Source organism: Sphaerochaeta sp., from assembly GCF_050256055.1.
In the GTDB taxonomy this organism is placed as follows: Bacteria; Spirochaetota; Spirochaetia; order Sphaerochaetales; family Sphaerochaetaceae; genus Sphaerochaeta.
This window is the reverse complement of sequence record NZ_JBFWIJ010000004.1, coordinates 23,932-48,471: the sequence shown is the minus strand read 5'-3', so window position 1 is coordinate 48,471 and position 24,540 is coordinate 23,932. Positions and strand designations below refer to the sequence as shown.

23 protein-coding genes and 1 tRNA gene are annotated in these 24,540 nt (G+C 52.9%); 4 read left to right on the top strand and 20 right to left on the bottom strand.

Features of this window, described 5'->3' with window-relative positions; genetic code table 11:
• The 6 genes from AB7C91_RS02450 to AB7C91_RS02425 all read right to left on the bottom strand — a co-directional run bounded on the left by AB7C91_RS02450 (nt 1) and on the right by AB7C91_RS02425 (nt 4,917).
• Nucleotides 1-582 carry a TVP38/TMEM64 family protein gene (locus tag AB7C91_RS02450; protein WP_332448205.1) on the bottom strand — a complete coding sequence of 194 codons (582 nt, stop codon included), beginning with the start codon at nt 580-582 and terminating at the stop codon, nt 1-3.
• On the bottom strand, nt 579-1,748 hold the full coding sequence (locus tag AB7C91_RS02445; protein WP_332448204.1) for a glycosyltransferase family 4 protein: 1,170 nt from the start codon (nt 1,746-1,748) through the stop codon (nt 579-581). Before AB7C91_RS02445 ends, AB7C91_RS02450 begins: the two co-directional genes overlap by 4 nt.
• A gap of 73 nt (nt 1,749-1,821) precedes the next feature.
• Complete coding sequence (locus AB7C91_RS02440; RefSeq protein WP_428589002.1) at nt 1,822-2,514, bottom strand: response regulator transcription factor; 693 nt, start codon at nt 2,512-2,514, stop codon at nt 1,822-1,824.
• Nucleotides 2,492-3,949, bottom strand: a complete 1,458-nt coding sequence (locus tag AB7C91_RS02435) for an ATP-binding protein (RefSeq protein ID WP_428588999.1) — start codon at nt 3,947-3,949, stop codon at nt 2,492-2,494. The genes AB7C91_RS02440 and AB7C91_RS02435 overlap by 23 nt, the downstream gene beginning before the upstream one ends.
• A gap of 247 nt (nt 3,950-4,196) precedes the next feature.
• Nucleotides 4,197-4,736: an HNH endonuclease gene (locus tag AB7C91_RS02430; RefSeq protein ID WP_332448201.1), complete on the bottom strand. Its 540-nt coding sequence runs from the start codon at nt 4,734-4,736 to the stop codon at nt 4,197-4,199.
• A gap of 108 nt (nt 4,737-4,844) precedes the next feature.
• Nucleotides 4,845-4,917, bottom strand: a tRNA-Phe gene (locus tag AB7C91_RS02425).
• Nucleotides 4,918-5,023: 106 nt separating this feature from the next.
• Here AB7C91_RS02425 and AB7C91_RS02420 point away from each other — a divergent pair.
• The 3 genes from AB7C91_RS02420 to AB7C91_RS02410 are packed head-to-tail and all read left to right on the top strand — an operon-like array spanning nt 5,024 to nt 7,033.
• Nucleotides 5,024-5,785, top strand: coding sequence for an ABC transporter ATP-binding protein (locus AB7C91_RS02420; RefSeq protein ID WP_332448200.1), 762 nt, complete (start codon nt 5,024-5,026; stop codon nt 5,783-5,785).
• The gene (locus tag AB7C91_RS02415; RefSeq protein WP_428588994.1) at nt 5,770-6,477 is read left to right on the top strand and encodes an energy-coupling factor transporter transmembrane component T family protein; all 708 of its coding nucleotides are present in this window, start codon (nt 5,770-5,772) and stop codon (nt 6,475-6,477) included. The genes AB7C91_RS02420 and AB7C91_RS02415 overlap by 16 nt, the downstream gene beginning before the upstream one ends.
• A gap of 7 nt (nt 6,478-6,484) precedes the next feature.
• Nucleotides 6,485-7,033 (top strand): 5-formyltetrahydrofolate cyclo-ligase, encoded by a 549-nt coding sequence (locus AB7C91_RS02410; protein WP_428588991.1) that lies wholly within the window; start codon nt 6,485-6,487, stop codon nt 7,031-7,033.
• Here AB7C91_RS02410 and AB7C91_RS02405 read toward each other — a convergent pair.
• The 3 genes from AB7C91_RS02405 to AB7C91_RS02395 all read right to left on the bottom strand — a co-directional run bounded on the left by AB7C91_RS02405 (nt 7,027) and on the right by AB7C91_RS02395 (nt 9,946).
• The gene (locus tag AB7C91_RS02405) at nt 7,027-7,524 is read right to left on the bottom strand and encodes a PTS sugar transporter subunit IIA (RefSeq protein WP_332448197.1); all 498 of its coding nucleotides are present in this window, start codon (nt 7,522-7,524) and stop codon (nt 7,027-7,029) included. The genes AB7C91_RS02410 and AB7C91_RS02405 overlap by 7 nt on opposite strands.
• Before the next feature lie 80 nt (nt 7,525-7,604).
• Nucleotides 7,605-9,092, bottom strand: a complete 1,488-nt coding sequence (gene gltA / locus AB7C91_RS02400; RefSeq protein WP_428588989.1) for an NADPH-dependent glutamate synthase — start codon at nt 9,090-9,092, stop codon at nt 7,605-7,607.
• 5 nt (nt 9,093-9,097) lie between these two features.
• A complete protein-coding gene (locus tag AB7C91_RS02395; protein WP_332448195.1) occupies nt 9,098-9,946 on the bottom strand; it encodes a sulfide/dihydroorotate dehydrogenase-like FAD/NAD-binding protein in 849 nt (282 codons plus the stop codon).
• A gap of 194 nt (nt 9,947-10,140) precedes the next feature.
• On the opposite strand from AB7C91_RS02395, the gene AB7C91_RS02390 reads away from it, so the two are divergent.
• A complete protein-coding gene (locus AB7C91_RS02390) occupies nt 10,141-10,485 on the top strand; it encodes a cupin domain-containing protein (RefSeq protein ID WP_428588986.1) in 345 nt (114 codons plus the stop codon).
• Between the two features lie 78 nt (nt 10,486-10,563).
• Here AB7C91_RS02390 and AB7C91_RS02385 read toward each other — a convergent pair whose 3' ends face one another.
• The 11 genes from AB7C91_RS02385 to AB7C91_RS02335 form a co-directional block, all read right to left on the bottom strand.
• Complete coding sequence (locus AB7C91_RS02385; RefSeq protein WP_428588983.1) at nt 10,564-10,986, bottom strand: Hsp20/alpha crystallin family protein; 423 nt, start codon at nt 10,984-10,986, stop codon at nt 10,564-10,566.
• 305 nt (nt 10,987-11,291) lie between these two features.
• A complete protein-coding gene (locus AB7C91_RS02380; RefSeq protein WP_428588980.1) occupies nt 11,292-14,948 on the bottom strand; it encodes a phosphoribosylformylglycinamidine synthase in 3,657 nt (1,218 codons plus the stop codon).
• A gap of 1 nt (nt 14,949) precedes the next feature.
• The gene (gene purD / locus AB7C91_RS02375) at nt 14,950-16,218 is read right to left on the bottom strand and encodes a phosphoribosylamine--glycine ligase (RefSeq protein ID WP_428588976.1); all 1,269 of its coding nucleotides are present in this window, start codon (nt 16,216-16,218) and stop codon (nt 14,950-14,952) included.
• Between the two features lie 2 nt (nt 16,219-16,220).
• Nucleotides 16,221-17,378: a phosphoribosylaminoimidazolecarboxamide formyltransferase gene (locus AB7C91_RS02370; RefSeq protein WP_428588973.1), complete on the bottom strand. Its 1,158-nt coding sequence runs from the start codon at nt 17,376-17,378 to the stop codon at nt 16,221-16,223.
• A complete protein-coding gene (gene purN / locus AB7C91_RS02365; protein ID WP_428588970.1) occupies nt 17,379-18,671 on the bottom strand; it encodes a phosphoribosylglycinamide formyltransferase in 1,293 nt (430 codons plus the stop codon).
• The gene (gene purM, locus AB7C91_RS02360) at nt 18,668-19,702 is read right to left on the bottom strand and encodes a phosphoribosylformylglycinamidine cyclo-ligase (RefSeq protein ID WP_332448188.1); all 1,035 of its coding nucleotides are present in this window, start codon (nt 19,700-19,702) and stop codon (nt 18,668-18,670) included. The genes purN and purM overlap by 4 nt, the downstream gene beginning before the upstream one ends.
• Entirely contained in the window at nt 19,702-21,096 is a 1,395-nt protein-coding gene (gene purF / locus AB7C91_RS02355; protein ID WP_332448187.1) for an amidophosphoribosyltransferase, read from the bottom strand. The genes purM and purF overlap by 1 nt, the downstream gene beginning before the upstream one ends.
• On the bottom strand, nt 21,096-21,809 hold the full coding sequence (gene purC / locus AB7C91_RS02350) for a phosphoribosylaminoimidazolesuccinocarboxamide synthase (protein WP_332448186.1): 714 nt from the start codon (nt 21,807-21,809) through the stop codon (nt 21,096-21,098). Before purC ends, purF begins: the two co-directional genes overlap by 1 nt.
• 37 nt (nt 21,810-21,846) lie before the next feature.
• A complete protein-coding gene (purE, locus tag AB7C91_RS02345; protein ID WP_332448185.1) occupies nt 21,847-22,362 on the bottom strand; it encodes a 5-(carboxyamino)imidazole ribonucleotide mutase in 516 nt (171 codons plus the stop codon).
• 103 nt (nt 22,363-22,465) lie between these two features.
• The gene (locus tag AB7C91_RS02340; protein ID WP_428588965.1) at nt 22,466-22,879 is read right to left on the bottom strand and encodes a C-GCAxxG-C-C family protein; all 414 of its coding nucleotides are present in this window, start codon (nt 22,877-22,879) and stop codon (nt 22,466-22,468) included.
• Between the two features lie 15 nt (nt 22,880-22,894).
• Nucleotides 22,895-24,511 (bottom strand): ABC-F family ATP-binding cassette domain-containing protein, encoded by a 1,617-nt coding sequence (locus tag AB7C91_RS02335; protein ID WP_428588962.1) that lies wholly within the window; start codon nt 24,509-24,511, stop codon nt 22,895-22,897.
• Nucleotides 24,512-24,540 lie beyond the last annotated feature (29 nt).

The following is a 24,540-nucleotide window of genomic DNA, read 5'->3' as shown; positions in this document are numbered from 1 at the left end:
CTAATTCCATGTAATGAGATGTGTGAACAGGGTCGTAAGTCCGAGGCTGTACAGGGCGATGGAGAAAGGTTTCCCCAGTACGATGATGGTGGTGAAGGAACGCCAGGAAATGGTGGTCGTTCCTGCAAGGAAACAAAGATAGTCATCCGGGGCAACCGGAAAGAAGATCAGAACGGCAAGCCAACGGGCAAACCGGCCTTTCTTTTCCATCCACCGATCGTATTTCTCGATCAAGGGTGTGGAGAAGAATCGGTAGAGCAACGGCCTCCCATAATACCGGGACAAGGCGAAAGCCGCCAAGGACCCGGCGACAATGCCGACATAGTTGAAAACAAATCCTTTCAATGCACCGAAGGCCAGGACCCCGACCAAACAACCCAGCCCGCCGGGAAGGATGGGAAGCACCACTTGGATGGCTTGGAATGCAAGAAAGAAAAGGGCTGACCAGGATCCGTACCCGGCCACATAGGTATGCAATGAACTCAAGGAGGTGAGAACTCCTGTTTTCCACAAATAGATGCCATATCCCAAACTGGCTGCAAGGCCGATGATCGAGAGGATGTTGATGATTTTCTTTGTCATGCCGATATCCTACCCAGGCTGGCCCGTTCGGCTACCAACGACTCATATACATCAGCCACCGACTGTGCAAAAGCTATACGATCATACCGAGAGCTGGAACGAAGCGCGTCAGATGAAAGCCGGTCTTGGAGTGCTTTATCAGCAAGCAACCTTGCCAGATGGTCTCTGTACTCTTCTTTTGTATGATATTGCCATCCATTGATCCCATCCTGCACCAAATCATCCAGACAATCGTCTGCACGACAGAGCACCGGGATCCCTGCTGCCAAGGCTTCCACATACGTAAGACCCTGGGTCTCACTGGTTGAGGCACTGCAAAAAACGGTACCCAGCCGATAAAAGGCTGGAATATCCTCTTGTTTCTGCATTCCTGCAAAGATAACTCGCTTTCCAAGACCGAGGGATTTCACCTGCTCTTCCAACAAAGGACGCTGTGGTCCGTCCCCTACGAGAAGCAGGGTGCTTTTGTCATCGGCAGTCGCTGAGAAATTGTCGATCAATTCATCAATGTTTTTCTCTTTTGCCAACCGGCCGACGTATACGATCACTTGGTTATCCTGGGGAATCCCCAATCTCGCGCGCAACTGATTTGCGTCTTGTCCATCAGCAGGAGCGAATCGGGAAAGGTCGATACCGGAAGGAATCACCGCAATGGGTTTTTCCACACCGTAGGAACGGAGCAATCGCTCGATCTTGGAAGTCGGGGCGATGACGGCGTCCGTCTTTGCAAGGATTCGCCTGGTGAACAGCTGGGCAAGAACCCTTCCCATCCTCTCATTGGGAGAGAAATAGGTGGTGTAATCCTCATACAGGGTATGGTAGGTATGCACCAAGGGTGCTCCCACCGCATGGGCTATTCGCTTTGCGAGCGGGAAGGTACTGAATTCATTTTGTGAGTGTACCACCTCGGGTCTCCAGTTGATCAAATCCTTCAAGGGTTTCCTGGCAAGGGTGTCCCTCACCCGGGTTCCCGGATAAATCGTGCCTGAGTTCAAGGAGCTGAGATACCAGACTCCATCCTTATAATAGGTAGTATGCGACTCCGAAAGGGTGAGGATCCGCACCTCATGCCCCAACTGGGTCAGGCCTTGCTGAAGATTCACCAAGGAAGTAACGACTCCATTTGTGGTCGGTTTGTATACATCTGATGTAAGCAAAATTTTCATGGGTCTACTCCTTTGTACACCCGTACTTTGACAGAGAAACATAAACTAAATTTAGGGTAATGTTAACAAAAGTTTAAACCGATTCAGAAAAACGGTACCCTACACCCCAAACAGTCTGGATATAACGGGGGTTTGAGGAATCCTTCTCGATCTTCTCCCGCAACCGGTTGATATGCACCGCCACCGTAGTGTTGTCCCCCAGTGCGTCCATACCCCAAATCTCCTCATACAAGGATTCACGGCTGAAAACCGAGCCGGGATGCAACATGAAGAACAGCAACAGTTCGTATTCCTTGTTCTTCAGCTCGATTTCCTGATTCTCGAGAAACACCCGATGGGTGTCCGTATCGATGATGATTCCACCCATGCTGATGCGGGAAGTGCGCTTGGTGGTGTTTTTCAATCGCTCATACCGGGTTATGTGCGCCTTGATCTTTGCGATCAGGACACTGGGGGTGAATGGTTTCTCGATGTAGTCATCGGCACCAAGGCCCAGGGCCTTGATCTTATCGATATCCTCCTGCCTTGCTGAAACCATGAGGATGGGGATATCCAAGGTTTCCCGCAACTTGCGGCAGACGGTGAATCCGTCCATGCCGGGAAGCATGACATCCAGGAGAATGAGATCAAACATCCCACTCATTCCCTGGGCCAAGCCGGCCGGACCTTCAGAGGCGATGGATACGGAGAATCCGTCGAATCTCAGGTATTCCTCAATGATGGTGGCGATAGACAGGTCATCTTCAACGATCAGTATTCGGTACATTTCCAGGTTCCTTCGGAAGGCGGATGAGTAGGGACAAACCATGGGGATAGGCAAGTTCTGCTCGTATCGTCCCCCCCATCCGTTCTATGATCTTCGCAGCAATGGCCAATCCAAGCCCGCTCCCCATTTGGGGATTTTGCCGTGAAGCACTTTCGCGATAAAATAAATCAAACAGTTTGGCGAGGGAATCAGAGGCGACTCCCGGGCCATCATCGGTCATGCTCAACTGGTAGCCATCGCCTGTATCCGAAAGTACGACGTGCATCTTCCCTTGCTGATTGGACTTGTATTTGACGCTGTTGTCCAGGATATTGTTCAAGACACGATGCAGGGCAGCCCGGTCAACACTGACATGTGCATCACAAAGTTCGTACGTGACGCCGAGCCCTTGTGCTTCATATTCACTTTGGGCTTCGCTGAAGAACTGAAGCAGTTCCTGCTTCAAATCCAAGGAATCAAGATGCAACGGGTATTCATCCAACTCCATTTTTGAGAACAGCAACATCTGGGATACGAGATGCTGGATTTCCTCGGCTTTCTTCTGAATGGTGAGCAGATACCGATGACGGGCATCCTCAGTAGGAGCGATACCATCCAGCAAGCCGGATACATACGCTTGAATCGATGTCAACGGGGAGCGCAAGTCATGCGAAAGTTCAGCCACCAATGCCTTATGACTTTCCTCATGCAACCGAGTCTGTTCCACCGAGTGTTTCAGCTTCACAGCCATTTCGTTGAAATCGGCACAGATGGCTGCAAATTCGTCATCACCTTCGTAGATGATTCGATAGGAGAGATTGCCGTCACGGATCTGGTGGACACCGTCGGTAAGGATATTCAGTGGTCGGTTGATTTTCTGGAAGACAAATTTGGTTAAAAACAGGTTGGTCGCATATACGGAAAGTACGATGACCGCCACCAAAATCAAAAGTGACAAGGCGAATACCACCTTCAAGGTAGTATAGGCATACCGTCTGGGAGTACTGAACAAATACAATTGGTATGTATTCCCTTTTGAAACGAGGGTATCGGCAAAGAGACTACGGTCGGTGGTGGAAAGGGACCCTCCCTCACCCATTGCATCAATTGCCGTGATCAGAAGCGCATCCTTATCGCTGGTCGCCCCATATTGGTACAGTGCCTTGCCATCCTCCAGAATGGTGACGGACATCGACGCATCATCGAGCAACCGGCTGAGGGAATTGAGACGTTCTTTCTGCTCATCCGGATTGGTTCGCAGAATCTCCTTCACTGCCAAGGTGATGGTTCCCTGCGCCTGTTGGAAATCCTGGCTATCGCTGAAACCCAGCCCGGTCGTTCGTCCCAAGACAGTCCAGAGAATGAGCAAGCAGATGAATGCCGTCACGATGGTGATGGTTACCGGAACTATGATCATCAAGATGTTCGACAGATACAAACGTTTTTGGATAGTCACGATGATAGAATACCGTATTATACGGCATTCGTTACAAACAAATGATAAAAATTTCATGAATTATCAAGTGATCCGGCAGAACTTGCCTCAGATATGTATGGCTTTCTGATGCAAATCAAAAGTAACAACCAGATAGCTGACAGCAACTATTGAGAAACAAAAGGGAAACCCAAGTGAGGAAAAACACTCGTACAACCGAACCTAATTTCACGGCATACAACAGGAAAAAGTATACTTGGTTACCACATCAACTGAGATCCAGATCAAACACATCCAACGTCTTCCCATCCCCATTCCAATCAAGGCTGCCGTTACATTGATGACAATACCAGATCGTCTTGAGGTACTTCTTTTCCAGAAGCGGGGGAATGCAGTCGGAGAAAGGCTTGGCATCCGGATGCAGCACCTGCATGAAACGATACAGCCCCATGGTCCCTTTTCGGGTATTACAGGTTCGGCATGCCCAGATTTGGTTATGGATCCCTTGGATATGGTCGCATCCTGCACATCGTTCATTGATCGAAAGCGATCGGGGTACGATATGTTCCCATTGCAGATGCTCGGTGCTGCCGCAATAGGCACAAACTTTTTCAGCATTCACCAATTCCTTGTCCTCCCGTAGGATATCGGACCACTTTTGCCTGTTGTCGCGTAAATCTCGGAATTTTGTCTTGATGAAGCCATAGGCGCGCTTCTTGTATTCGGCTCCAAATGCTGATCGTGCGATGATTTTGGCATACTGGTACAATATCAAATCACGGATGGTTTGTACTTCCCTATCGGGCATACGAGTGTCTCCTTTCAGTCAATTGCAACCAGTATACTCCGCCATACGCACATACAACAGCTGAAAATACAAAACTCCTCGTCCCGAAGGGGAGAGGAGTTCTCTGTCTGCCGCCTCTCAGAATTGAACTGAGGACACAAGGATTTTCAGTCCTTTGCTCTACCAACTGAGCTAAAGCGGCGTCAACGTCCTCTTGTATACCCTAATTACTGAATTCTTGTCAACACCTTTTCAAGAAATCCGGGAATCTTGCCCAAAGAAGTACCATCTGGTACAGTCAGAACGACATGAGCACTACCGCAACACCGATTCTATCAGTTGAAAATCTTACATTCTCCTTCTCGAAGGAAAGACAGATCCTCAAACAGGTGTCTTTTTCCATACCCAAAGGCTCGTTTACCTTGCTTGTAGGCCCTAATGGCTCAGGGAAAAGCTTGTTGCTTCGTGTATTGAAAGGATTGTTGCAACCCTCGGCAGGGACCATCGTCTTGGAAGGGGTCGACGTTACCGGCCATCCGAAACAGCGCATGCAAGCCATCGGATTGGTATTTCAGGATGCCGACACCCAGATCGTCGGGCAGACCGTGGAGAAGGACATCCGCTTCGGCATGGAAAACCTCAATCTCCCCAAGGAAGTCCAAAACACCCGATTGGAAGAAACGTTGTCGCTGATGGACCTCCATCCGATGCGCAACCAGCGGCCCAGAACACTCAGTGGAGGGGAGAAACGCAGACTCTCGGTTGCCGGTGTGCTGGTAATGGACCCCAAGCTCCTGATCTTGGATGAACCGTTCGCCAATCTTGATTATCGATCGGTGGTAAGCGTGCTTTCTACCCTGCTTCACCTGCAACAGGAGGGGCATACCATCGTTCTGGTAAGCCATGAAGTCGACAAGACCCTCGCACATGCAGATCAGGTCCTGGTCCTCGAGCATGGCACCTTGGCAGAAGAAGGGAGTCCGGAATCGGTGCTCCCCAGACTGACGGAGCACGGGATCTATCTCCCCTCCAACCCAATCATCGAGGAGCTCTCATGGCTGAAGCGCTGATCTTCCACTATCGGCATCAGAACCGGTTCCTCAACCGTTGCAATCCCGTCACCAAGTTCTTCTCGGTCATCCTCATCTGTCTGGTGCTGCTGTCCACCTCCCTGTCCGGAGCAATACTGTTCGTTACGGTCACCAGCCTGGCGGCATTGCTGCAACGGCTCCCCATCCACAGCTACAAACGGGAACTTCGCTTCTTCATCTTCCTGCTCATACTCATCTTCATCACCGAATACATTGCTGCAAAAGACTGGGGATCGGCATTGCTTGCCTTTCTCCGGTTCATATCCATCATCCTGTGCGGTCTGCTCATCGCCGACAGCACCGCTCCCGACGACCTTGCCCGTTCCCTGGGCAGTCTGCTCGACCACATCCCTTTCATCAACGGTTGGATGATTGCCAGCAGCATCGAACTCACCTTATCCCTGTTGCCCATGATCTTCGATGCCGCCGAACAGGTCATGAGTGCACGCTCCGCACGCCTGGAAAAACGAAGGAATCCCTATACTGTAATTACCGGCCTATCCACCAGCATTTTCAGCCTGCTTTTGGACAAAGCCGAGGATCTCTCCCTTGCCCTGGAAGCGAGATCTTTCGACCCTTCACGGAAACGGAACCGGCTCGACTATACCAGAACCGATTTTTTCCTCCTGTGCATCGTCTGCATACTCTGCGTACTTGGCATTGTGCTATAGTCATGGTATGGATGCAAAACACCTACTCAGAACCCAGCTCAAGCACCTCGAACGGACAATGCGGGGTCATGACTTCTCCTTGGAGGATGAGGCAAGCTGTCGAGCACTGCTTTCCAGTACGCTCTATCAAACTGCACAATGGATTTTCGCCTTCCACCCGCTCGATTCTGAAGTAAATATCCTTCCTGTCTTGGAGGATGCACGAAAACACAAACACCTTGCCCTTCCCGTCTGCATGGCTGACGGGACGATGCAATTCCATCCATTCGATCCTCAGCAGGACATGCACAAAAGCGCTCTGGGCATCCTGGAACCAGAACGCACCCACGAGGTGTTTCCCGACCACACCACCTTGCTGATCATCCCGGCGATGGCCTATACGAAATTCCATGAACGTCTGGGAAGAGGAAAAGGATATTACGATAGATATCTCTCCGTATGGAGGGATGCTGCGACTTTGGGGATATGCAGAAGCCATCAACTACAGAATGCTCTTCCCCTGCAAGCATGGGACATGCAGGTGGACAAGGTTCTCTGTAACGGCGTGTTCTACTGAACCTGGGGATTCTGACAGTACCAGACGAATTGCTGCTGGGCCATCATGGAGAAAAACCGCTGGCAAGCCTCATCCGACTTGCTTTGGCGCAGATCCACCAGATGCGAACGCATCTGTTCGGTGCGTACACTGCGTAGAATTGCGCTCAACGCTCCCAAATATTCCATCTGGATGGAAGGTGAAGAGGCTATGACGAACAGCAGATGCACCGGCATTCCGTCGGCACTTCCGTAGTCGATGCCTTCACGGCTGATACCCAGCGCAATATGGACCTCGTTGATACCCAGAATTTTCCCATGGGCGATGGCTACGCCATGGCCGATGCCCGTCGATTGCATGCGTTCACGACGAAGCACCCCCCGCTTGAAGCGGTCCAAATCGGGCAGAGAAGCAAAAACAGTACAGGAATCTATCACTTCCAAGATAGCCTTGGTTTTATCAGTCGCCTGAATCTGACAGATCACCGATCGGCAATCATTACGAATATTCACTTGTGTACTATACACAAACCATAAAGGTTCTTCAAGCTGGGGTGAACTTGCCTCCCGGCAAGCCCACCCAGGCCTTCCTCTTACAGATTCATGAGATATGCATGCATGGCTTTTGCAGCCTTGCGACCTTGGCCCATGGCCAAGATAACCGTAGCAGCACCCAGCACGATATCCCCGCCTGCGTACACACCCTTGAGGGTGGTCTCACAGGTTTCTTCATTGACGATGAAATTTCCTCTTCGATTGACCTCAATCCCGTCGGTGGTTGCCTTGATCAGGGGATTGCTGTCATTGCCGATGGCGATGATGACTGTATCGTATGCATGCATCTGCTCGCTGCCGGGAATTTCCACCGGACTGCGTCGCCCTGATGCATCGCTCTCACCGAGCTCGCAGGTGATCAACTGCACCCCGTTCACCCTGCCCTTTTCATCAGCTGTGATTTTCAGCGGGGCGTGGAGGAACAGAAATTCAATTCCCTCCTCCTTTGCATGGGCAACCTCTTCCTTACGGGCAGGCATCTCCACTTCGGTACGACGATACACGATGGTGACTTGTTCGGCACCCAATCGCTTGGCAGTCCTTGCCGCATCCATGGCAACGTTTCCGCCGCCAAAAACCGCAACCTTGTGTGAATCGAAAAGCGGAGTGAGCGATTCCCCTACCGCATACGCTTTCATCAGATTGCTACGTGTCAGATATTCATTGGCGGAGAATACGCCGATATAGTTCTCTCCCTCGATCCCCATGAATTTCGGAAGCCCTGCCCCCGAACCCACGAACACGGCGTCAAACCCATCCTTTTCCATCAAATCGGAAATCTTACGGGTCTTGCCCACCAGATAGTTGCGTTTGATCACCACGCCCATGGAAGCAAGATTATCCAGTTCGTGCTCGACGATTTTCTTGGGAAGCCTGAACTCGGGAATACCGTAGACCAGAACACCACCGGCTTTGTGCAATGCTTCGAACATCACCACCTGGTGACCTTCCCTTCGGAGATCGGCAGCAGCGGAAATGCTGGCAGGACCGGTTCCCACGATGGCAACCTTCCTCCCGGTGGCGCTCTTGACCGCAGGAACCGTCTCGGTTCCATGCTCTCTGGCATAATCGGCGACATACCGTTCGATGCGCCCGATGGACACCGATTGGTCGACATCCTTGTGCATCTTGCCGACCGTACAGAATTTTTGGCATTGGCTTTCCTGCGGACAGACACGACCGCAGATGGAAGGAAGCAAACTGCTTTCCTTGATGATCTCAACGGATTTGGTAAAATTGCCTTGGGCCGCCTCCGCTATGAAGGCAGGAATATCGATGGCGACGGGGCAACCTGCGATACACGGCTTGTTCTTGCACTGCAGACAGCGCATCGCCTCGACCCGCACCTGGTTCTCCGAGTACCCCAAGGCGACTTCCTGCATATTATAGACACGTTCCTGCGGTTGCTGGGTCGGCATCTCCTGCAAGGGAATCTGAGCTCGTTCACGGGCTTTGAGCTCGCTTTCCCGATACTGCTGAAGCAGCACTTGTGCCTGGGCATCCAATTGTTCTTTCGTAGCATGCATGGTGTTTAGGCCTCCCCTTCTTTGATGTTCAACCCAATATGGCACCGGTGGTGTGCATCAAGCTCCTTGCTTCGATAGGTTCCCAAACGAAGCAGCATATTGTCCCAGTCGACCAGATGACCGTCGAATTCCGGGCCATCGACACAAACGAATTTCGTCTTGCCGCCTACGGTAACACGACATCCGCCGCACATACCCGTACCGTCGATCATGATGGTGTTCAAGGAAACGATGGTATGAATACCATACGGCTTGGTCGTCAAAGCTCCGAATTTCATCATGATCGGCGGTCCGATGACCACGACGCAATCAGGTTTGTCGTTTTCACACAATTCTTTCAGTGGTTCGGTGACCAGAGCCTTACGTCCATAGGAGCCGTCATCGGTGACGACAATCACCTCATCGGCGGTTGCACGCATCTCTTCTTCCATGATGATCAAATCCTTGGTTCTCGCCCCCATGATGACCTTCACTTCATTACCGGCCTGCTTCATTCCCTGTACGATGGGGAACAGAGGAGCGACCCCTATGCCGCCGCCTACGCAAACCACCTTCCCATATTGCTTGATATCGGTGGGTTTGCCCAAGGGACCAAGCAGATTTTCGATGGAGTCCCCCGCTTCCAAAAGAGCCAAACGGTGGGTTGTTTCTCCGACAGCCTGGAAGATCAACGTGATCGAACCTTTTTGGGAATCGGCATTCGCGATGGTTAGGGGAATACGCTCGCCAAAGTCACCACCCATCTGCAGAATGATGAACTGCCCCGGCTTCCTGGCCTCGGCGATTTCCGGTGCTTCAATCTCCATTTTGAAGACTTCAGCCGACAGCCTCTGTTTCGAAAGAATCTTGTTCATGTCTTCTCCTCACCATGATCTCTTCGGATACATCCCCTCCTCGGTCCATTCCCCTTTCAGGTTGATCGCAGAAAAAACATTGCAATCTAGACGTATGCACGATTATTGTCAGTATTGAATTCTCATCGCTGAGTGTCAAGTATGTATTGCCCAAGAAGGCAACTGCTGGCAAACTATGCCTAGGAGGGTCTACGATGATCAAGAAAGCAAGTGAGATGCACAGTACCATAAAGTCCCAGATGCGCGGGGGCTCGGGGCAAGTCGTGATGAAGGCGATTGCCGATGAAGGAACGGTGAAACATTGCCGCCTCTTCTCAGAACTGCGAATCGAGAAGGGATGCTCGATCGGAACCCATGACCATGTCAATGAAACCGAGTACTACTGGATTACCTCAGGAAGAGGCATTGTAACCGAAGCCGACGGGGAGAAAGTGGTTGAAGCGGGGGATTTAGTCATCACCGGAGGCGGAGCAAGTCATGCAATCCGCAATGAAGAGGATGAACCCTTGACGTTTCTCGCCCTGATCATTCTCGACTGACCACATGCAGACAGCCTGCAGAGTGAACTGCAGGCTGTCCGGTGCAAGGGGTGGGTTCGTCCGATAATCCGGAGACGATTATTTGATTTTCACTTCGATGGTCTTGGGCAGTACCTCTCCCTTCTTCAGAAGCGTGATGGTCAATACGCCATCGGCAAACTCGCCTTCGATCTTGGTCTCATCGATATCCTCAGGAAGGCTGAAAGAGCGCTCGAACTTCTTGAAGAACCGTTCGCGTACCAGACTCTTCTTTCCGTCAACATCCTTCAGTGTCTGCTTGTTGCTGCTGATTCTCAGCACGTGCTTGTCTACATTCACCTGCACATCATCCTGTTTGTATCCGGCAAGCTCAGCCTCGATGACATACGCCTTGTCCGTCTCATAGATGTCTACAGGCGGAATCTTGTTGGAGCTTACCCCCCAATCGGACCAAAGGTCGTTGAAAAGGGATTCGAAGTTCGAAACGGGATTGCTGTTGTTATAGGTTACGTAGTATTTCATGTTGTTTCCTCCATGTGTTCATATCTGTTTGGTTTTCTTACGCAAATAGATATTGCAAGAGGCGTGCCAATTTTTACGAATCGATTGAATAAATAAGTATATTTGTTAATATCTCCTTATTAATAAATAAATTAAAAATTTAATCAAAAATCTCTTACCAGAGCAACAACCCACTTGGGTTCTCCAAGGGTACGATTGCTTTGACGCGTTTGGACCCCACACGTTACATTCCAAACCTCTTAGTGGGTCATAATGATACAGCTGTGTCAAACAGTCCCTCATTTGGGCACTATCTGACTCAATTCTCACAAAAAATACCGTACTGCACCACGAAATAAACCCAAATCCGGTTTGGCCGGGGTGTTTAGATACAGTCCATCGACCATCCGTTCACTGTGTGCCATCCTTCCAAACACCTTGCCGTCAGCTGAACTAAGCGCCTCGACGGCATACAACGACCCATTCGGATTATCCGATGCATACGGGACGACATTCCCTTGCCCATCACTGTACTGACAGGCGATCTGGCCTTTACCGGCAAGCTCGTCGAGCACAGCCTTCGGAGCGAAGAAGCGACCTTCCCCATGGCTGATGGGAAGCAGATGCACCTCCCCGACCCGATACTCCGACAACCAAGGGGAGAGAACGGAAGAAACACGACTATAAACCAGTCGTGAAATATGATTTCCTGCAAGATTCTCCACCAACATCGGATCATCCGGTCCGAGTTCGACGATTGACCCATAGGGAAGCAAACCCATCTGCACCAAGGCTTGGAAGCCGTTGCAGATTCCCCCGACCAATCCATCGCGATCGGACAACAAACCGGAGATTGCATCGGCGATTGCAGGATTGCGCAAGAACGCCGCGATGAATTTCCCCGAACCGTCGGGCTCATCGGCTGCAGAAAATCCTCCGGGGAGGAACAGTATCTGGCTTTGCTTCAGAGAAGCAACCATGTTCTGTACACTTTCAGCCACGCGACGGGCGTCGAGGGTGTTGATGACGAGGATTTCCGGTTCTCCACCACAGGCACGCCAAGCCCTGGCGGCATCGTATTCGCAATTGGTTCCGGCAAAGACCGGGATCAATACATTCGGCCGAGAGCAATGCTGCTTGCCATGGGATGAAGCACGTCTTGTGGAGGACAAAGTAGGTACAGGATTATCCCCCTCCTGTTTCAGTACATCCCCATAGACTGTACTCAATGGCTCGGCAAGCAAGTTTTGCACTACTGAAAGCGGCTCCTTCACAGAACCAAAGTCAAGAAGGTCCTCCGCAATTGTATATCCGATGGCCTTGCCGAACGGCAATTCCTGCTGATCGGTTTCCACCAAGAAAGATCCGTAGCGTTTGCTTCCGATATCCAGTTCTACCGTCAGCTTGCAACCGATTCGATTACCCAAGGACATCTTTGCCAACGCCTCGGCTATTCCCCCATAGCCCAATGCCCAGGCTGAAAGCACCTTTTGTTGCTTGACCAATGAACTCATTTCGGCAAACAAGGAGGGGAGCATTTCCTCTGAATCGGCTTGCAACAGCATCAAAGTGGATCCTGCTTTCTTGAATTCCGGACTGCAGATGCCTTTGGAATCTCCAACGGAAACGGCAAAACTGACCAAGGTGGGAGGGACGTCCAGATCCCCGAAGGACCCGCTCATAGAATCTTTCCCCCCTATGGCTGCCTTTCCAAACAAACGTTGGGCTTTGTAAGCTCCCAGCAAGGCGGAAAGCACTACGCCCCATTTTGCCGGGTCTGATCCCACCCGTCCGAAATATTCCTGGAAGGTCAGGTACATCTGCTGCCAATCGCCGCCGGCGGCAACCACCTTTGCAAGCGAGTGTACCACCGACAGAAAGGATCCCCGATACGGATTTCTTTCCAGCTCATAGGGATCGCAACCCCATGAGGCCAAGCTTGCGGTACTGGTTGTGCCTTCCGAAACAGGAATCAAGGCGGCCATGGTCTGGATGGGTGTCGACTGGGTCTTCCCGCCATAGGGCATGAACAGCGTGGATGACCCGATGGTACCGTCGAAACGCTGCCCCAAAGCCTGCTTGCTCGCCACATTCAGGTCCCCGAGCAAGATCTGCAACATGGTATGCGAGATTGCAGGGCGCTCGAACGAGTCAATCTCCGATGCTGGAATATACGCATGCGCATGTTTTTTCGCACCATTGCTCGCCAACAGGGATCGGTGCAATCTGACAAGCTCCCTGCCTTGGTGCAGCATCACCAGCATGGGTTCCTCAACCACATGCGCCGCTATCACCGCTTCGAGGTTCTCCTCATTTGCGAGCTGGATGAAACGAAGGGCATCCTCGCTGGCGACAACCATCGCCATTCGCTCCTGACTTTCACTGATCGCCCGTTCGGTACCGTCCAGCCCATCGTATTTGGTAGGAAGTGCATCGAGGTCGATGACCAATCCATCCGCAAGCTCACCGATGGCCACACTCACCCCGCCTGCACCGAAATCGTTGCAGCGCTTGATCAGCAAGGAAACCTCGCTTTTTCTCATCAGACGCTGGATTTTTCGTTCCTCGGGGGCATTGCCTCGCTGTACCTCAGAACCGCAACGTTCCAGCGAACCATGGTCGTGCCCTTTGGAGGATCCGGTTGCCCCTCCGCATCCATCCCTTCCGGTCCGTCCCCCTACCACAATGACGACATCACCGGGAACGGGACTCTCACGTCGGACCTGCGCCGCAGGAACAGCCCCCAGGACAAATCCAAGTTCCATATGCTTTGCGAGGAATCGAGGGTGGTAGAGCTCTTCCACCATGCCAGTGGCAAGACCTACCTGGTTGCCGTAGGAACTATAGCCATGGGCTGAACCCAAAGCGATGGTGCGTTGCGGCAGTTTCCCCGGCAACGTTTGTTCGAACGGTGTTCGGGGATCGGCACAACCACTGATGCGCATCGCCTGATACACATACGACCTGCCCGAAAGGGGATCTCGGATGGCCCCTCCGATGCAGGTGGCCGCACCTCCGAACGGCTCGATTTCCGTAGGATGGTTGTGTGTCTCATTCTTGAATTGCAAAAGATAGGGAACGCTTCCGACTTCAGTCTGGACATCCACCTGAACCGAACAGGCATTGATCTCCTCGGAAACATCCAGTCGGTCAAGCTTGCCTTCACGTTTCAACTGCTTGGCTGCAATCGTAGCCAGATCCATCAGTGTGATGGGTTTGGTATTTCCCAAAACACGCCTTGCCTCAAGATATTGGGCGAAAGTTGCCAGAATTTGCGGATCCTCGATGGTAACCTGGTCCAGTTCGGTCAAGAACGTCGTATGACGACAATGATCGGACCAGTAGGTGTCGATGACCTTCAATTCGGTGAAGGTAGGCTCCCGGCCCTGTTCACGAAAATAGGTCTGGATCAGTGCCAGATCATCCGCATCCATGGCAAGGTTGAATCGGTTGAGCACCTTCTCTCGATTTGCTTCCGCACAAAAGCCAGCAATCGTCGGAGGGAAATCCGGTTCATACACCGGTAACGACAGCTGACCGGGCAACGCAGGGTCTGCTTCCCTGGCTTCCACCGGATTGATGAAATACGAACGGAGCCTCGCCTTTTCTTCTTCCGTCAACCTACCGGTGAAGGCGTAGTAGGTTGCACACCGAACCTGCACCTTCCGGCCAGGATACAACAGCTCGATGCAGAGTTTGGCGGAGTCGGCGCGTTGGTCGAATTGGCCGGGAAGCATTTCCACTCCCAGCAACCAGTCGCAAGGAGGCACGGTGTCTCGGAGTACGTCGCGTTGGGGACTGGATAGCAGGCTCCTGCCGACCTGTTCGAATTGCTCTGTTTCCAATGCATCAATGTCGTATCGATACAGAATGTCCAGACGCTGGAGATCCTGCAATCCCAAGAGGGTGGAAATGGTTGTACAAAGCCTTTGCTCCCGACTTTGAAATTCCTCTTTGCGTTGCACCCATATCCGACGAACCATCCTACACCTCCGCTTCCAATGCCCGTTTCCCGATATCCTTGCGATATTCCATACCCGCAAAATGGACGCATCCGACCCCTTGGTAGGCCAAGGTGATGGCCGCTTCCAACGTGGTTGCTGTTCCTACGATATGCAGTACCCTGCCACCATGGGTGACCACTGTGCCTGTTTCCGTCTTGGTTCCTGCATGCAGCACCTCCACTCCAGGCGGCAAAGGATCGAAGCTGATCGGTTTCCCTACCCGGTAGGAGAGCGGGTAGCCTTTGCTCGCCACCGTCACAGAACAGGCGAAGGCATCCTTGAATCGTATCGGCACCTGATCAAGACGGCCCTTGCGGACCGCCAGCATGATTTCCAACAGGTCGCTATCCAAAAGTGCCAGCACCGCCTCTGCTTCCGGATCACCGAACCTGCAGTTGTATTCGATGACCACCGGTGATGAAGGGCACAGCATCAAGCCGAAGAAGAGACAACCCGTAAAGGGATGCCCTTCCTCGCGCATACCGTTGATCGTCGGCTCGACGATATGGGTCATGCAGTACTGTGCGACTTCTTGTGTGTAGTATGGATTGGGGGCGACCACACCCATACCGCCGGTGTTCGGTCCCTCATCCCCATCCCAGGCCCGTTTATGGTCCATCGCACTGACCAGTGGGACGGCATGCGTCCCATCGGTACACACCAGAAGCGAGACTTCAGGACCGCTTACATACTCCTCGATGACGAGGACCGCCCCGCTTTCCCCGAAGATTCGGTCTCCCATCATACGTTCAACCGCATCGACGGCGTCAGCACGGGCAAACGCGATGACCACGCCCTTGCCCAACGCCAGCCCGTCGGCTTTGATGACCACCGGAAGCTGACAAGAGCGGACATGCTCCCGTGCCTCCTCGAGCGAGTCGAACACCCGGTAGGCAGGGGTGGGAATATGATGCCGCTGCATGAATGCCTTTGCAAACGATTTGCTTCCCTCCAACCGGCTCGCCGCCTTGGAGGGGCCGAAACAGGGGATGCCCTGCGCCTCCAACACATCCACCAATCCATGCACCAGCGGCTCGTCAGGGCCGACGACACAGAAATCAATGCCAAGCACCTTTGCATGGTCTCTGATCGCCTGATGATCGGAAAGCGGAATGTCGGCCATCGTGCAGCATGACTGCATGCCGGCGTTCGTCCCTACTGCGTAGAGCCGAACCGGCTCCTTGCTGTGTTGCAGCGCCTTTGCCAAGGCATGTTCACGGCCGCCTGCGCCGATGATCAGGATGCGCATGCTCAATGATGGAAGAGGCGGATGCCGTTCATGATCATGACGATACCCAACGCATCACAGGCTTCTATGACCAGGTCATCCCTGACCGATCCTCCACACTGCACGATATAGGAGACTCCGCTCTTTGCGGCTCTGTCTATGTTGTCCCTGAACGGGAAAAATGCGTCACTGGCAAGGCTGACCCCGCTCACGGAACAGAGCAAGGATTCACGTTCCTCGTCTGTCAATGCCGAAACCGGCTGTGCGAAATACCGGCTGAAATCCTCCGTTTCGCCACGAAGGAAGCACTCGACGGCATTGTCCTTGTCATTACGACTCAAGGATGGCAAAAACGGAAGGGAAAGCACCCGTTCGGTCTGCCTCAACTGCCACAGGTCGGCTTTTTCCCCGGCCAGCCGAGTGCAGTGGATCCGTGATTGCTGCCCTGCTCCCACACCGATCGTCTGTCCCCGATAGGCATAGCAGACCGAGTTCGACTGGGTGTATTTCAAGGTATTAAGCGCCACCAGCAGGTTCAGCCTGTCCTCTTGGGAGAGATCCTTCTGCTTGGTCACCACCGGCTGGAGCACCGAATCGTCCAGGACTTGGGTGTTCCGTTCCTGGGTGAATGTGATCCCATAGACCGAACGCTCTTCCAAGAGCGGAGGCGCATAGGAAGGATCGATGCAAAGAATCGTGTATGCTCCGCCCTTTTTTTGTTTCAATACTGCGAGGGCTTCCTCGGTGTAGGATGGGGCGATCACCCCATCGGAGACCTCGCTCTTGATTCGTTTCGCCGTACTCAGGTCGCACGTATCGCTGAGACTGATGAAATCACCGAAACTAGACATGCGATCAGCTCCACGGGCACGGACATAGGCAGAGGCCAATTCGCTGAGTGTCTGCTTTTCATCAATGAAGTACATCCTGCGTTCGTTTTCATTCAGTGCAAGGCCGACCGCCGCTCCGGCAGGACTGACATGCTTGAAGGAAGCCGCACTGGCAAGACCGGTTGCTTGCTTCAAGGAAGCTACCAACTGCCATCCATTGAGGGCATCCAACAAATTGATATAGCCGGGTTTCCCGTTGAGCACCTTCAGCGGCAAGGTCCCCTCATCGATACTGATGCTTGCCTGCCCTTGATTGGGGTTGCATCCATATTTGAGTTCCAATCGTTCCACCTAGCTCCTCCTTTGCTGTGCATTAATGATGGTAAGCTGCTCCTGCTTGGTCTTGAGGTTGATGCTCTTCACTGCGAGTGCAACCCGATACTGCGGATCCAACGCTTCCCAGATTTCCCGCGCGATCGAGGAAGCATCCCCTTCGAATTTGATCGCAACCGGCTCTCCGCTGTAGGTGGGCAGTACCGTTCCATCCCCTTGGTAGGTATGGATCAAGCGGCCTTCACCCGCCCTGGGTTTTTCGTAGGGGAAATATGCACGCTCACAATTGCCCTCCACGCGTCTGAGAATGGAAAGGGTATAGGAAAATTTCTCTCCCAGCTGGACCAAGGCACTGATACGTGCTGTATAGTTCGGTTCATCAGGTTCATACGTGCGGGAGGCAAGTGCTTCCTCCAAGCCCTTGTTCGCCGAAAGACCTTCTATGATCGTATCAGTCTGGTCCCCGTTGGAAACCACCAGCGAAGAACCAAAGGAGGCAAAGACACGATAGATGATCAGCGAAGGATCCACCAGCAGCGTGGGGTCTATCGCTTCGGTCCGAATTGACCGTCCATCTTCCACCAGATGCCGGTTCTTGCTGTGCATACTGCGTGCCGTGATGAAATACGCGACGATGCATTCGCCTTTCTCATTCAAACCACAAAGAATTCCTCTTCCTGGATACCGGATCGCCGCAAGGTGTGTCTGTAAACGCATTTCGTACTCCATCTTGTGTGCATAGGCTTCCACCGTCCGGGGAAGCAGCTTCCATTCGACCTGCTCAAGAATCCGACGGCCCAGGGAATCAGGGGTATCGTCATCCTGTACCGCGATCGCCTGTTGGGCGAGGATTGGACCACCATCGGCCACTTCATCGACCAAATGCACCGTAGCCCCGCTGACTTTGACTCCTCGCTTGAGTGCCGCCTCATGCACGTAGTGTCCATAATACCCTTTTCCACAAAAGCTGGGTATCAGCGAAGGGTGTATGTTGATGATTCTTCTCCGATAGCGTGCAATGACCTTTTCAGAGAGGATCGTCAAGAAACCGGCCAGAACAATCATGTCGATGCGCCGTGCATCCAATACCTCAAGCAATGCCTTCTCAAATCCGACTTTTCCCAGTTGTCTTCGATCCAAGGCGAGCGTCTCAACACCGGCTTGCTTCGCACGCTCCAATGCGAATGCAGATGGATTGTCGCTGGCAACCAATACAATCCGACCACTTGCAAGCGTGCCCGTTCTCTGAGCATCCAACAACGCCTGAAGATTTGTCCCGCTGCCGCTGGCCAACACTGCAATTCGTATCATAGAAGTACCAGAGGTTCAGCCGATGCTGCAACGTCTCCCAATACATACGCATCACCGAGAATGGCGAGCGCTTGCTGTACGGAATCCTTGTCCACTACAACCACCATGCCCACACCCATATTGAAGGTATTGAACATATCATGTTCCGATACCTGTCCTATTTGCTGCAGCAAGGAAAAAATGGGGGGTATGCGAACCGCCTGCTTTTTGATCCTCGCTCCCAATCCTGCTCCCAGACAGCGCGGAATATTCTCGTAGAACCCGCCTCCGGTAATATGGGAAACCCCTTTGACTTTCACATGCTGTGCAAGGCGAAGGATCTGGTTGACGTAGATGCGCGTCGGAGTAAGCAACGCTTCACCCAATGTGGTCCCCAATGCAGGATGATAGGTCGAGAGTACGGCGGGATCCTCATCGAGGCGGAAAATCTGACGGACCAAGGAGAACCCGTTCGAGTGGACGCCAGAGGAAGGAAGGGCTAGCAGGACATCCCCTTCAACCATGGTGGAATTGTCGAAAATGGCATCTTTGTCCACAACGGCGGTACAGAACCCTGCCAAGTCATACTCCCCGACCTGATAGAAGCCGGGCATTTCCGCAGTTTCCCCTCCGATCAAGGCACAGCCTGCCTGTCTGCATCCCTCGGCGACCCCTTTGACGATCTGCTCCACGGCCTCGGGAACCAGCTTCCCCAAGGCAATGTAATCGAGAAACACCTGCGGCTCTGCACCACAGCAGATCACATCATTGACGCACATCGCCACGCAGTCGATGCCGATGGTATCGTGTTTGTCCATGGCAAAGGCGAGCTTCAGCTTGGTACCGACTCCGTCGGTTCCGCAAACCAGCACAGGATGTTTGGTTTTCTCCACATCCAATGCAAACAGGCCGCCAAACCCTCCGATATCCGAGCATACCCCTTTTGTATACGTGGAAGCGACATGCTTCTTCATCAATTCCACAGCCTGATACCCGCGGGTGATATCAACACCGGCCTGGGCGTAACGTTCACTATGACTTTCTGGATGCATCATACTCTCCTTTGCGGGGGTGGACAGGGATAGTTGCCCGTAAAACACGCGGTGCAGAAACCAATGCCAGGGTGATCACTGAGCTTGGTCACCTGCTCGGGTAACAAGAATCCCAAGGAATCGACATCGAGGATCTTCTCCATCTCCTGATGGGTGTATTTGCACGCAAATAAATCCTCGGTACTGTCGATATCCGTTCCGTAATAACAAGGGTGCAAAAAGGGAGGGGCCGAGGATCGCAGATGCACTTCCTTCGCCCCTGCCTCACGAAGCAAGCGCACGATGCGCCTGCTCGTCGTTCCCCGTACAATTGAATCGTCGATCAAGACCACACGCTTTCCCCGTACGGTGCTGGCAATGGGATTGAGCTTGATGCGTACCCCGCTCTCCCGCTCTCCCTGCCGTGGCTGTATGAAGGTACGTCCGATATACTTGTTCTTGATGAACCCGATCCCGTAGGGAATCCCCGACTGCCTGGAGTATCCGATGGCAGCATCGATGCCGCTGTCAGGAACCCCGATGACCACATCGGCCTGCGCCGGATGTTCCAAGGCAAGGAAGGAACCGCTGCGGATGCGGGCCTGATGCACGGAAATCGTATCGATGACACTGTCAGGACGAGCGAAATAGATCAGCTCGAAGACACAGAGACTGCCTTTTTGTGATTTGCAATGGGTCTTGATGCTTTTCAGACTCTTGTCCTTCGCATCCACCACGCAAATCTCCCCCGGTTCCAAGTCCCTGACGAAGGTTGCACCCACGGCATCGAGGGCACAGCTCTCGCTGGCGAATACATACCCATCCTCAAGCGTCCCCAGGCACAACGGACGGAAGCCCCATCGATCGCGGACGGCGATCAGCTTGGAAGCGGTCATGACCAACAGGGAATATGCACCCTCCAGGTCGTACATCGCTTTTTCAATTGCTTCCTCGATGCAGGCAGCCGCGAGCCGATGGCGGGTGATCAGATACGCGATGACTTCCGTATCACTGGTGGTATGGAACAAGGATCCCTGTTGCTCGAGCTCGCTGCGAAGCGGACCGTCATTGGTCAGGTTTCCGTTATGGGCAATAGCCATGCTGCCCATCTGATGCCGGATCAAGAGAGGCTGGACATTCTCACGCGTTCGCTCTCCACTTGTCCCGTATCGGGTATGGGCGATGGCCATTCGTGTACGCGTCTCATCGACTTGGAGGGGCTCGCCGAAGACCTCGGCCACCAACCCCAAATCCTTCTGTACCGTGATGGTTCCCCTTTCATTGAGCGCAATGCCGCATCCTTCCTGCCCTCGGTGCTGCAGCGCATACAATGCGTGAAAGCTGGCTAGCCCTACCGATTCCTTCTGCTCGGAATAGATACCGAACAGCCCGCATGCTTCCTTTACCGAGGCCATCAGGCACGTCCCAGCAACCGGTGCATCACTTCCTGATACGCCTCTTCTACGTCACCCAGATCCCGTCTGAACCGATCCTTATCCAATTTTTTCCCGGTCTTGGTGTCCCAGAATCGACAGGTATCGGGCGATATCTCATCGGCCAGCACCAGCTGCCCTGAATCGGTCACGCCGAACTCCAGCTTGAAGTCGATCAGGGCGATACCCACTTCCTGCAGGTACGCAGAAAGGATGGAGTTGATCTTCAGCGCATACGAGCTGATGAAGGAAAGCTGTTCATCGGTAGCCAAACCCAGCGCCCTGATATGCGACGAATTCACCAATGGGTCCCCGAGATCATCACGTTTGAAGCAGAATTCCAGCACAGTGCTCTTCAACACCGTTCCCTCCTCCAACCCCAGGCGGGTGGCGAGCGACCCTGCGGCAATCGAACGGACGATGACCTCAAGCGGAATGATGCGCACTCTCCTGACGGCAGTCTCCGTATCGTTGAGCTGTTCGATGAAATGGGTGGGTATCCCTTCTTTTTCCAGCAACTGCATCAGATGATTGGTTACTTGGTTGTTGATGGCTCCCTTGCCGAGGATCGAACCTCGTTTCTGCCCGTTGAATGCAGTTGCATCATCCTTGTAGGAAACGATATAGATACCGTCTTGGTCCGTTTCATACACCCGTTTGGCTTTGCCTTCATACACCATCTTCCGTTTCTGCATCACTTCCCCCTGTTGCAATAAAAAAAGAGCCTCACCCTTAGGTAAAGCTCCTCTGCACGCGTATATCCGCTTCGCGGACTTTGTCGGCCATGGCCTGCCTTCTGTCCTGCAACTGCATCATCAGCTGCTCATCGGACAAGGCAAGAATCTGTGCGGCAAGCAAGGCCGCATTGGCTGCACCGTCGATCGCAACACTCGCCACCGGATACCCGCTCGGCATCTGGACGGTCGAAAGCAACGAGTCCAATCCCGAAAGCGATGTGGAAAGTGGAATGCCGATGACCGGAAGCAGGGTTCGGCTTGCCAAGGCACCGGCTAGATGGGCGGCCTTCCCTGCCGCGGCAATCAGCACCGCATACCCTTGGCTCCGGGCACTGCGGGCAAACTCGTCGGTTTGCTCTGCAGTTCGATGGGCGCTCAGGACCCGCACGGTGTACGGGATAGCAAGCTCCTTGAGTACTCCGATAGCCGGTTCGACCAGACGTAGGTCGTTCTCACTACCCAGAAGGATGGCAACACGTCGTTGACCGGGATTGCTCTTCGTTGTCTGCATAACCGTACGATAGCTAAATATGACCGTTTATGCAAGCGTGTATGCAACAGATTTATCTACACATTACAACATGTGTTGAGCTTTTATGGAATTACTCAGTACATCATGCATTAATTTGCAACACTTTCTGCACCATAAGCACAGCATCCTCAACACAACCGTTGCAACTGCGCAACACGAATGGAGTCGTCTCCCCCAAGAGATCTGAACAGACCAGACTTCCGTTGTTTTCCTTGAAGGCACTCACCACCTGATTTGCATGGGCATAGGTGCTTGCCTTGGTACCTGCTTCCACACTTCCCTTGCTGGTCAAGAGACCGATGACAGCCACTGCACCGCTGACCGCACCGCATGTTGCTTGATGGCCGCCCATTCCACCGCCGAATCCCTCGACCATGGCGAACAGGGTTTGCTCGGGCAGGCCGACCTCCTCACTGAAGGCACAAGCAACGGCTTGTGCACAGTTGTACCCTTTGGCACGCAGCTCAAGCGCCCGCTGAACATACATAGATTCCATATTCCACACTCCTCCCTATTCCCTTCCACTTGTATGCAGGTAATAGGCAAAATCCCCTTCATATATCCGGAGTCTGCCGTCTTCCAGACAGAACACACGATTTGCCAGATGTTTGAGAAAATACCGGTCGTGGCTCACGATGATGACTGTTCCCTCAAACCGACTGAGCGCATCAAGCAAAACCTCTCTGCTTTGGATATCCAGATGATTCGTAGGTTCATCCAATACAAGAAAATTCAATGGATTGGCAAACAGAATCGCCAACATCACTCTGCTCTTCTCCCCTCCGCTGAGTACCGAGATGGGTTTGTCGACATCATCGCCGCTGAACAAGAAAGCACCCAACAACGCACGAACAACCGGAATGGTAGCTGAAGGACACCGCTCGGACACTTCCTCGAAAATGGTTTTGTTCGGATTCAGGACATCGGCACTGTATTGGCTGAAATAACCCATCTGGACACTTGATCCGAGCGATACCTGACCTCCGGTCGGTTGCATCAGATTTGCAATGAGTTTCAGCAAAGTTGATTTCCCTGCTCCGTTTACCCCGGTTACGGCAATCTTGTTGGTACGCATCACCTCGCCGTTGAGCTGTTCAAGCACCGGATGTACGGTGCCGTCCGTCCGTTCATAGGCCATGCACAAATCCTTGAGCACCACCACCAGATCTCCGCTTCGCGGGCAGGGAGGCAATTGGATCTGCATCACCTTTGCCTCAGCGGGCAAACTGATCCGCTCGATTTTCTCCAGAGCCTTGATTCTGGATTGCACCAACGAAGCATGGCTGGCACGGGCGGCGAACCTTGCGATGAATTCCTCGTCCTTGGCGAATCTGGCTTGCTGGCGGTTGTACGTCGCCACCAATTGGGCTCTTCGTATTTCACGTTCACGAAGGTAGAAATCGTAATCGCCGCTGTAGGCAACCACCTGGGCGTTGTCCACCTCGACCGTACGGTTGCAAACCCTGGTCAAAAACTGCCGGTCATGGCTGGTCATGACCACATCCCCTTCGAATGCGGCAATCCAAGTCTCCAGAAACATGATCGATTCCAAATCCAGATAGTTCGTCGGTTCGTCCATCAAGAGCACATCAGCTTTGAGCGCAAGCATCTTGGCCAAGGCAATGCGCATCTTCCATCCACCGGAGAAATGCTCCACCGGTTCATGAAACCGCTCAGGTCCAATACCCAAACCGGTCAGGATCTCCTCACTGCGTTGGGAGAGACTGTACCCATCACGGGCGAGAAACTGTGTCTGCAGCTCACCATATAGATCCAGGTCCTCACTGCTGAAGGATTGGTGATCATCAGCCATCCGATGTTCCAGTTCCTCCAGCTTCTTCCCAAGCTTATAGACCTCCCCGGCTCCGGAAATGACCTCTTCCAAGGCACTACGACCGTACATTTCCCCGACATTCTGGCTGAAGTACCCGATCACGGGTTTCCCCTCGATCACCACCTGGCCGTTGTCAGGCTGTTCCTCGCCGGCAAGCACCCGCAGCAAGGTACTTTTGCCTGCCCCATTCGGACCGACCAAAGCAACCCTGTCGCCCGGCTTGATGAGAAATTCCGCATCCTTAAGAATGTAACGGGCCCCATAGGCTACCGTTACCGCACTGAGTCTGACCACACATTACTCCTGAAAGGCCGAGTGTAGCA

What these genes read in the sequence shown, in the direction of transcription:
- AB7C91_RS02410 (WP_428588991.1), top strand. Translation starts at nt 6,485, where the DNA reads ATGGATGCAAAACACCTACTCAGAACCCAGCTCAAGCACCTCGAACGG.
- purE (WP_332448185.1), bottom strand. Translation starts at nt 22,362, where the DNA reads ATGCAGACAACGAAGAGCAATCCCGGTCAACGACGTGTTGCCATCCTT.
- AB7C91_RS02395 (WP_332448195.1), bottom strand. Translation starts at nt 9,946, where the DNA reads ATGAACAAGATTCTTTCGAAACAGAGGCTGTCGGCTGAAGTCTTCAAA.
- AB7C91_RS02450 (WP_332448205.1), bottom strand. Translation starts at nt 582, where the DNA reads ATGACAAAGAAAATCATCAACATCCTCTCGATCATCGGCCTTGCAGCC.
- AB7C91_RS02420 (WP_332448200.1), top strand. Translation starts at nt 5,024, where the DNA reads ATGAGCACTACCGCAACACCGATTCTATCAGTTGAAAATCTTACATTC.
- AB7C91_RS02430 (WP_332448201.1), bottom strand. Translation starts at nt 4,736, where the DNA reads ATGCCCGATAGGGAAGTACAAACCATCCGTGATTTGATATTGTACCAG.
- AB7C91_RS02385 (WP_428588983.1), bottom strand. Translation starts at nt 10,986, where the DNA reads ATGAAATACTACGTAACCTATAACAACAGCAATCCCGTTTCGAACTTC.
- gltA (WP_428588989.1), bottom strand. Translation starts at nt 9,092, where the DNA reads ATGCATGCTACGAAAGAACAATTGGATGCCCAGGCACAAGTGCTGCTT.
- AB7C91_RS02440 (WP_428589002.1), bottom strand. Translation starts at nt 2,514, where the DNA reads ATGTACCGAATACTGATCGTTGAAGATGACCTGTCTATCGCCACCATC.
- AB7C91_RS02340 (WP_428588965.1), bottom strand. Translation starts at nt 22,879, where the DNA reads ATGGAATCTATGTATGTTCAGCGGGCGCTTGAGCTGCGTGCCAAAGGG.
- AB7C91_RS02415 (WP_428588994.1), top strand. Translation starts at nt 5,770, where the DNA reads ATGGCTGAAGCGCTGATCTTCCACTATCGGCATCAGAACCGGTTCCTC.
- AB7C91_RS02445 (WP_332448204.1), bottom strand. Translation starts at nt 1,748, where the DNA reads ATGAAAATTTTGCTTACATCAGATGTATACAAACCGACCACAAATGGA.
- purD (WP_428588976.1), bottom strand. Translation starts at nt 16,218, where the DNA reads ATGCGCATCCTGATCATCGGCGCAGGCGGCCGTGAACATGCCTTGGCA.
- AB7C91_RS02390 (WP_428588986.1), top strand. Translation starts at nt 10,141, where the DNA reads ATGATCAAGAAAGCAAGTGAGATGCACAGTACCATAAAGTCCCAGATG.
- purC (WP_332448186.1), bottom strand. Translation starts at nt 21,809, where the DNA reads ATGCAGAAACGGAAGATGGTGTATGAAGGCAAAGCCAAACGGGTGTAT.
- purN (WP_428588970.1), bottom strand. Translation starts at nt 18,671, where the DNA reads ATGATACGAATTGCAGTGTTGGCCAGCGGCAGCGGGACAAATCTTCAG.
- purM (WP_332448188.1), bottom strand. Translation starts at nt 19,702, where the DNA reads ATGCATCCAGAAAGTCATAGTGAACGTTACGCCCAGGCCGGTGTTGAT.
- AB7C91_RS02380 (WP_428588980.1), bottom strand. Translation starts at nt 14,948, where the DNA reads ATGGTTCGTCGGATATGGGTGCAACGCAAAGAGGAATTTCAAAGTCGG.
- purF (WP_332448187.1), bottom strand. Translation starts at nt 21,096, where the DNA reads ATGGCCTCGGTAAAGGAAGCATGCGGGCTGTTCGGTATCTATTCCGAG.